The organism is Holdemania sp. (genome assembly GCF_986127675.1).
Genome location: NZ_CFQZWI010000110.1, coordinates 1 through 8509 on the forward strand (window position 1 = coordinate 1; position 8509 = coordinate 8509).

Consider the following 8509-nt stretch of genomic DNA (forward strand, 5'->3'; position numbering starts at 1 on the left):
TCTTCCGATCTGACGCCGGTCTATCAATGCGCGCTGATCAATTATTTTCGAATGGTCGGTCCGCAATTTGCCGAGCTCTTGTTCGCCCGGCTGAACGATCCGCGTCAGGATCCGGAAATTCATTTCGCCGTGCTGCGTTATCTGCGCCGCTGGCCGGATCCCCAGGCGTATCCGCTGCTCCTGGAATTGCTGCAGGATGAAAGCCGGAGTTGGGAATACGCAGCTCTGGCCGCCTCGGCGCTGGACAGCTATCCCGGCTCACAGACGATCGAATGTTTAAAGCAGGGGCTGCATTCACGTTTCTGGCATGTCCGGTATAACAGCGCTCAGGCCCTGCTGAATCTGCATGTGCCGTTAGCGCAGATGCAGGATATCCTGACGGGCCCGGATCGGTATGCGCGTGAGATTCTCGAATACAAGCTGAAAGAAAATGAAGGAAGGGAGGGCACTGCCGGATGATGGATCTGATTAAAGATTTTCTTGCGAACGTCGAATTCTTCTTCGTGTTCTATCTGATCGGCTACAGCACCTTCCTGTTTATCTCCGTAGTCGTTGGCGCCAGCGTGCTTTACCGCAACCGCTATCTAGAAAAAATGAAAAACGAGCTGAAGCACGATTACTATGTGCCGGTATCCGTAATCGTTCCGGCGCACAACGAGGAAGTCACAGTCGTCGATACGGTGTGTTCCCTGCTGCAGCTGGATTATAAGTTATATGAAGTTTTAGTCGTTGACGACGGGTCGACCGACCAGACAAGCCAGCGGCTGATTGAAGCCTTTAATTTAATCGAAACCCAACGCCCAATCCGTCGTCAGGTGCCTTGCAAGAAACAGAAAGCAATCTACGAACGGGAAATCCACGGCATTCGCGTGACTCTGATCGTCAAGGAAAACGGCGGCAAGGCTGATGCGCTGAACATGGGCATCAACGCCTCCCGTTTCCCGTATTTTGTCTGTATGGACGCCGATTCGATGCTTCAGCGAGATTCCCTGGAATATGCGGTGCGGCCGTTGCTGGAAAGCGACGAGGCGATCGCCGTCGGCGGACTGGTGCGTATTTCCAACGGCGTAACGCTGGAAAATGGCAAGGTAAAACATTATCACCTGCCGTCCAATCCGCTGATATGCATGCAAATTCTGGAGTATGACCGGTCATTTCTGGCTTCCCGGATCCTGATGGATCAATACAACGGAAATTTGATCATCTCCGGTGCGTTTGGTTTATTTAAGAAAGATCTGGTCATCACGGTCGGCGGCTATGACCGGAATACGATGGGGGAGGATATGGAATTGGTGACCAAGCTGCATGTGTTCTGCCGGGCACATGATATTCCCTACGCAATTCGCTATGCGCCGGATGCGATCTGCTGGAGCCAGGCGCCTTCGACCCTGCTCGATCTGACGAAGCAGCGCCGCCGCTGGCATATTGGTTTGTTCCAGAGCCTGACAAAATATCGCCGGCTGTTCCTGAATGTCAAATATGGTTTTGTCAGCTTGATTTCCTATTTCTACTATCTGCTTTACGAATTGTTTTCACCTTATATCGAGCTGTTCGGTTTGTTGACGATCGCTTTGGCATGGGTCACCAATCTGATCAATTATCCCTTTGTCGTTTATTTTTATCTCGTCTACGCCTGCTTCAGCGGCGTCTTGACGCTGGTGGCATTTTTCAGTCGGATTCATACGCAAAATTTAACAATTTCGCTTTTGGACGTGATCAAAGCGATCGGCTTATGCTTGTTTGAAATCATTTTCTTACGCCTGTATTTGTCAACTGTGCGGATGCTGGCCTTATTCAGCTACCGCAAGCGAAAGAATCATTGGGAAGCAATTACCCGGACTGCGAATAATCCGGCCGTCACCGTCAAGGAAGGCAGCGAAAAATAATGAAACGGAAAACAGGAATATTGTTAGTTGCAGGACTGGCGCTTACTCTGGCGGCCTTGGGACTGCAATCATCGCATACTCGCCCCAAGGCCGGCAGCTTATTCTCCTGGAACCGCACGGCTGTGAGTGCAGAAGGAATCGAGGCGGTGCTGACGGTTAACGAGCAGCTTCCGCTGACTCAGCTGTTTCAGGAATTTCCGTTGGAAATGCTGCGTGAGAAAACCGAAGTCCAGCGCTTTGTCAGCCAGCTGCACACCCAGGGGATCGACTGTTACGCATTGATGGGGGATGCCACATGGGCACTGCACGAACAGGCAGAGGAGGTGTTGTCACGGCTTACCTTAGTCGCTGATTACAATGAAACAAGTTCCGCATCTCAGCGGCTGCGCGGCGTGGTGCTGGATATTGAGCCCTATCTTCTGCCGCAATGGGACACGGAAGACCGGCTGACTTTATTGCAGGACTATGCCGATCAGATGGTGATTTATTACAAGCAGGCGAAGGCGCTGAATCTGGAGGTTGTGATCTGCCTGCCATACTGGTATGATCAAGACTATGCCGAACCGCTTGAACAGTTGATCAGCGAGGCCTGCGACCAGGCGGCAATCATGAATTACAACCGCCATGACGAAGCCGGCCAGCTGGTCAGGGAAGTGGAATATGCCCAACACAGCCACAAAACGTTGATTGCCATTTATGAATTTATCGCTCCGGGTAAGCATGGTCTGGAATCCAACAACACCTATCACGATGCGTCGCTGGATGAGCTTCGTCAAGCCTGGGCCGGACTGCAGGAACAATTTCCTCAGGGAAAGATTTATCCAGGCTATCATTACCTTGAAGAAGTTCAGGCTTTTTTACAACGTCAGTAATTCAATCACAATGCCCAGACGGCATTGTTTTTCTGTTTGCGCGCAAGTCTGGTTCTGTTATAATCAGAACAGAGACTTCAGATTTGCAGGAAAGCGAGGATTCGATAATGCAGATGAACCGATGCTTTGAAATTGTTTACCTGCTTTTAGAACGCAGGAAAATCACGGCTCAGGAACTGGCGGACCGTTTCGAGGTGTCCGTACGGACGATCTATCGGGATCTTGATTTTCTCTCCCGTGCGGGAATTCCGATTTATGCCCGCAGGGGAAAGGACGGCGGGATCGAACTGTGGGATACGTTTGTCTTGAATAAGACCGTTTTCTCAGAAGCGGAAAAGCAGGAGCTGACGGCGTTGCTGGAAGGTTTGCGTTCCACTGGCGTACAGGAAGAAACACAGGTCTTGCAAAAGGTATCTGCCTTGCTGGGACAACCGCGGCAGGCCTGGATCGAAGCGGATTTTTCACTGTGGTCCAAGACGGCTGAGCAGCCGGATTTATTCAGTCTTCTGCGCCATGCGATTTTAAACCGCAAACGTATCCAATTTGATTATTACGGACTGAACCGGGAGGCGACGCATCGTATCGTTGAACCGCTGCGGCTGGTGTTTAAAGCGCAGGCGTGGTATTGTTATGGCTGGTGCGCGCTGCGGGAAGAAGAACGCTTTTTTAAAATCGTGCGGATGCGCGAAGTGACGGAACTGGACGAGAGCTTTGAGCCGCGCCCGCTGCCGGAAAAGATCCTGATGCCGCTGCCGGTCAGCGAGAGATGCGTGACGATTACGATGAAGGTCCAGCCGCAGGGGATCGCACGGCTGATGGATGATTTTCAGCAGATAGAATTGAAGCAGACGCCGGAAATGACGACGGTCCAGTTTACCTGCCCCGATGGTGAATGGCTGCTGAGTTATCTGTTGTCGATGGCCGATTGCACTGAGGTGCTGGCGCCTGCCGACCTGCGGGAGAAAATGCGGCAGCGGATCAATGTTTTGGCTGAGCTATACAATAACAAAGAAACAAATACGCAGAACCTGACATCCTGTTGTCAGGTAATCCCTGGTAAAATAACAGCGGATCAATAAAAAATCCAAACCCGTCATTGTGGTAATTTGATGGATAAAGGATGGAGGCAAAAGGGTGGAAAAGCAAGATAAACAAGCAGAAAGCAGGGAGCAGTCGATGAGCATTGTACCTGAAATCAGCGCCAGGACGCTGTTAACCCCGATGAAAAACGCCCAATGGTGGTTTGGCGGAGATTACAATATGAATTTATATCGTGGCTGTTGCCATGGCTGCATTTACTGTGATTCGCGCAGCGAATGCTATGGCAATGACCAGTTTGACACGGTGATGGTGAAAAAAGACGTGCTGACGCTGCTGGAAAAAGAATTAAAAAGCAAACGGCGCACCGGCGTCGTCATGAACGGCGCGATGACCGATCCGTACAATCCTTTTGAAAAACAGCTGGAAGTGACGCGTGGATCGTTAGCCTTACTGGATCGGTATGGCTTCGGCGTCGGGTTTGCGACCAAGGGAATTCTGGCGGTAAGAGATATCGACCTGTTATGCCGGATTCATCAGCATTCGCCAGTGTTGTGCAAGTTTACGATCACGGCGGCGGACGATGCGCTGGCAAGAAAAATTGAACCTTATGCTCCGTCGAGTACCCGGCGATTTGAAGCGATGGCAAAGCTGTCGAAGGCGGGGTTGTTTACCGGTGTTCTGTTAATGCCGGTTTTGCCGGGAATCACGGACGATCGGGAAAACATCCGTCAGATTTTGATCCGCGCGAAGGAAGCTGGGGCACAGTTTGTTTACTGCAGCTATGGCATGACGATGCGGGACCGCCAGCGGGAGTATTACTATCAATGCCTGGACGAACAGTTTCCGGGATTAAAAGAAAAGTATATTCGCCGTTACGGCAACCGGTACAGCTGTGCCTGCCGCAAACCGGTTGAGCTGAAGGCGATGATCGAAACGGAATGCCGGCAGCTGGGACTTTTAACCCAGATGAAAGCGATCATTGAGGCTTATCGCTTCAGCCGTGGGCCGCAGCAGATTTCATTATTCTGACGATCCTCATCTCTTACAAATTCATGACATTCTTGACGCGGTGTTGGTTTTTCAGCCCCGCTTCTTTTATAATAGAAATAAGCATAGCGCTGGGGCTTTTCTGGCAGCGCAGGGGAAATAATTAAAAAAGGGGATGAAACGATGAAACGCGGATTTGCAGTACTGATCATTCTGGGCGTGCTGCTGACATGCAGCGTAAGTCAAAGCCGTACAAAAGGAGAAACAGTTTCAGTTAATCCGATGAATTTGACGGAAGAACAAAATCAGTATGTTAAAGAACACCAGCTCCACTATCTGACCAGCGGTTCAGATCGCACAAAAGATCATTTCGCGATTGCCCGGCTGTTTAAAAATCCGCAGGGGAAACTGACGCTTTTCGTTAACTATGTTCAGCAGGATGCGGTAGCTGCTGTCAGCCGGAGGTTGTATCTGTTTGATGAGGACAGCGCAAAAAAGAAGCCTTCTCCAACTTACGCGATGCAGCTGGTGGAACAGAAGCATTTTTATCAGACTAAAAACGCCTCAGCCTATTCACTGGATCCTCTGAATACCACTTATCCAGGCAATTCTCAGCTGGATACGACGAGTATGTGGAGCAACTGCCAGCGCGTGCAGCTGCCTTTGGCGCAATATTGGAGCCGGAAGACCCTATTTGGTTATTACATTGTGGAAATGGAGGCTCCGGCGGATGATGCGTATCATTTCCTGATCCGGATGATTCTGGAAAAACCTGCGGTCCAGCTGAAGCTGGGGTTTGCAGAGCTGACGCCGCGGTCATTTGAAAATTATGCTTATCTGCTGCGGCTGGATTTGTGGGATGAATAAAGGAGGAAATCAAGGATGCAAGAGGCTATGGTCTGGTTTCGGGCTGGTTTGGGGATGCAGGTTTTATTGGCAGGCCTGGTGATTGTGCTGGCTGTGATTTATTATCGTAAAGATAGCCGCGGACGAATGCTGCTCTTGGCACGGTTATTGAGCTGGGGAATGGCTGCGGTGATCGCCGTTAACGTCGTTATGATCGCCGGCCTGTTGTTTACGATGCAGCAGTTTGGGTTAAGCCATTCCCGGCTGTTCGTGGTAAATTTGGTTGTTATCGGCCTAATGAGCGTCTTGGAAATGGCTTTGTTATTGGGTTTCGGTTTTTGTTACCGACAACTGCTGGGGTTGGCAGTCCGCGGAGATCGATCGCTGATCCTCGTTAAACAATGCTGTCGGGGGAATCGGATGTTGGCCGGTTTCTGCGCTGTGCGGCTGATCGAACCGTTGATTCAGGCGGCGGCGATCCAGTTCTTTCCAATTACGGAAATTGACGCGCTGGCCTTCTCGTCAATCAATCTGAAGTTTGAATTTCCTTCGCTGCCGCTGCTCGACTGGGGTCTGCTGCTGATCGTGGCGCTGATTCTGGAAGCTTTCCTCAAGCGTTATATTCCGATGCCTTCCGAACGCTTAAACCGTGAAGAGGAGGGAGAAGAAAGCCAGGGGGATAAAACACAGAGCTTCGAGGGAGAGTCAGGAAAATCGTGACAATTTCCCAATGCCGCAAGAATGGTGATAAAACTGAAATCAGATTCGGGTATGCTTGAACCAGGAGGCGAAAGCATGAATGACAATCGAGAACAAATTAGCCGTGCTGTCGATTACATTGAGGCGCATCTGCAGGATGAAACCCTGGATCTCAACGCGGTGACCGCTGCCGTCGGCTATTCCAAATATCACTGGCACCGGTTGTTTACCGCATTGACCGGCGTGCCGGTGCATCGTTATATTCAGCGCCGGCGGATGAGTGAAGCGGCGCGGCGGCTTGTGTTTACTGCTGATCCGATCCTGAGGATCGCATTGGATTCGGGTTATCAGACGCAGCGTTCATTTTCCCGCCAGTTTCAGGCGGTTTATCACTGCAGCCCAAAAACGTATCGGCGCAGAAAGCTGTACCTGCCGCTGCAGCCCCGATTGGAATTGCAGAATAGTCAACCGGATGCGCTGCGCAATTTCAAAATTCAAATTCGGGATGAAGGCGCGATAGCGCTTGTCGGTTACTGTGCCGAACTCCGGCATGGATTTGGGGTGATCGGTCGGACCTGGCGGAAACTGCATCAAAATAAATCTTCAATCCCCGGACGCTGCGATCCGGATTTCCTGATCGGCGTTCATGATTATACGGAGTTCTCAAATTCCCAAAAGGGGCCGATGTTTACCTATTGGGCTGGGGCTCAGGTGGAACTTCTGGCTGATCAAGCTCAGTCTGTCCCCAAGGGCATGCGCCGGCTAACGCTGCCGGCCAGCCGCTACGTGGTATTTGAATATCAAGGCCGATGCCAGGATTCTCTGGAGCCGGTAATCGAGTTGATCTATAATCAATGGTTTCCCTCAGCTTCGTGTCAGCTGAATGAAAATGCGCGGTATGATCTTGTCCGATATGGCGAATCTACCAACGATCAAGGACTAAGCGATATCCAGATAGGAATTCCAATTCTTTAACCGCCAATAGTTTCTCAACAGGAGTAAGGAAAGGACGGTCAACAAAAACAAACGGCATCGGGAATAAGCGAAGGTCGGAAACAGAATAAAAAAGGCTCAGCCTGCTTGATGCGGACTGAGCTTATTTGTTGTATCGAATTTTGTTATTTTGTCAGATCGTGGATAATGATGTTATTTTCACGATCCGGTCCGACGGAAACCAGCGAGATCCGGGTACCGGTGATTTCTTCGATCAGGGCGAGATACTTGCGGCAGTTCTCCGGCAGTTCTTCAAACTGGCGGATGCCGGTGATATCTTCTTCCCAGCCATCCATCATGCGGTAGACCGGTTTGGCTTTTGCGTATTCTTCCAGCGATGCCGGAATGGAAGTGGTAACCTTGCCATCCAGCTCATAGCCGACACAGACTGGCAGCGTTTTAAATTGGGACAGCACGTCAATTTTTGTGATAACGAGATCCGTTAATCCATTGATCCGGGCCGCCTGTTTGACGACGCACAGATCGAGCCAGCCGCAGCGGCGCGGACGCCCCGTTGTCGCGCCGTATTCGTTGCCGGCCTGACGCAGTTCTTCGCCGACTTCATCGAGCAGCTCGGTGACAAACGGGCCTTCGCCTACGCGGGTCGAGTACGCTTTGACAACACCGATGACATGATCCAGCTTGAACGGGCTGACGCCGGCGCCTTCACAAACACCCGCGGCTGTCGGGCTGGAGGAAGTGACATACGGGTAGGTACCGTAGTTGATATCGAGCATGTTCGCCTGAGCGCCTTCAAACAGAACATTCTGGTTCTGATCCAAAGCGTCGTTGACCGTGGTGACCGCGTCGATGATCCGCGGAAGCAGGCGTTCCCGAACTTCCCGGAACTGTTCAACCAGCGCGTCGTAATCAAACGGTTCTTCCTCGTACAGCTTGACGATCTGTTCGTTTTTGATCGAAAGGGTCGTAGCCAGCTTGGATTTGAAGTTATCGAAATCAACGAGATCGCAGGCACGTAAGCCGATGCGGGTGTATTTGTCCGCGTAGCAAGGACCGATGCCGCGCTTGGTCGTGCCGATTTTGTTGCCGGCCAGCCGCGTTTCCTGCAGCTCGTCCAGCTTGACGTGATACGGCATGATCAGATGCGCGCGGCCGCTGATCTTCACGTGCTCCGTGTTTACGCCGCGGGACTCCAGTTCGTCGATCTCTTTCAGCAGTACAAAC

At 51.3% G+C, this 8509-nt stretch carries 9 protein-coding genes; 8 read left to right on the forward strand and 1 reads right to left on the reverse strand.

What is annotated here, in order from left to right; all coding sequences use genetic code 11:
- The 8 genes from AC5OW4_RS13030 to AC5OW4_RS13065 all read left to right on the forward strand — a co-directional run.
- The coding region (locus AC5OW4_RS13030; RefSeq protein WP_493677059.1) for a HEAT repeat domain-containing protein at nt 1-459 on the forward strand (459 nt) is incomplete at its 5' end.
- On the forward strand, nt 456-1886 hold the full coding sequence (locus AC5OW4_RS13035) for a glycosyltransferase family 2 protein (protein ID WP_195396944.1): 1431 nt from the start codon (nt 456-458) through the stop codon (nt 1884-1886). The genes AC5OW4_RS13030 and AC5OW4_RS13035, both read left to right, overlap by 4 nt.
- Entirely contained in the window at nt 1886-2758 is an 873-nt protein-coding gene (locus tag AC5OW4_RS13040) for a hypothetical protein (RefSeq protein WP_493677060.1), read from the forward strand. Before AC5OW4_RS13035 ends, AC5OW4_RS13040 begins: the two co-directional genes overlap by 1 nt.
- A 107-nt stretch (nt 2759-2865) precedes the next feature.
- Nucleotides 2866-3837 (forward strand): helix-turn-helix transcriptional regulator, encoded by a 972-nt coding sequence (locus AC5OW4_RS13045; protein ID WP_195396947.1) that lies wholly within the window; start codon nt 2866-2868, stop codon nt 3835-3837.
- A 97-nt stretch (nt 3838-3934) separates the two neighbouring features.
- Nucleotides 3935-4828 (forward strand): SPL family radical SAM protein, encoded by an 894-nt coding sequence (locus AC5OW4_RS13050; protein ID WP_295770589.1) that lies wholly within the window; start codon nt 3935-3937, stop codon nt 4826-4828.
- 141 nt (nt 4829-4969) lie between these two features.
- Complete coding sequence (locus AC5OW4_RS13055) at nt 4970-5653, forward strand: hypothetical protein (RefSeq protein ID WP_308559662.1); 684 nt, start codon at nt 4970-4972, stop codon at nt 5651-5653.
- Nucleotides 5654-5668: 15 nt separating this feature from the next.
- Nucleotides 5669-6352, forward strand: a complete 684-nt coding sequence (locus AC5OW4_RS13060) for a hypothetical protein (RefSeq protein ID WP_493677061.1) — start codon at nt 5669-5671, stop codon at nt 6350-6352.
- A 75-nt stretch (nt 6353-6427) separates the two neighbouring features.
- Nucleotides 6428-7306, forward strand: coding sequence for an AraC family transcriptional regulator (locus AC5OW4_RS13065; RefSeq protein WP_493677063.1), 879 nt, complete (start codon nt 6428-6430; stop codon nt 7304-7306).
- Between the two features lie 143 nt (nt 7307-7449).
- On the opposite strand, the gene AC5OW4_RS13070 is transcribed toward AC5OW4_RS13065, so the two are convergent.
- Nucleotides 7450-8509: adenylosuccinate synthase (locus AC5OW4_RS13070; protein ID WP_493677064.1), on the reverse strand; the 1060-nt coding region annotated here is incomplete at its 5' end.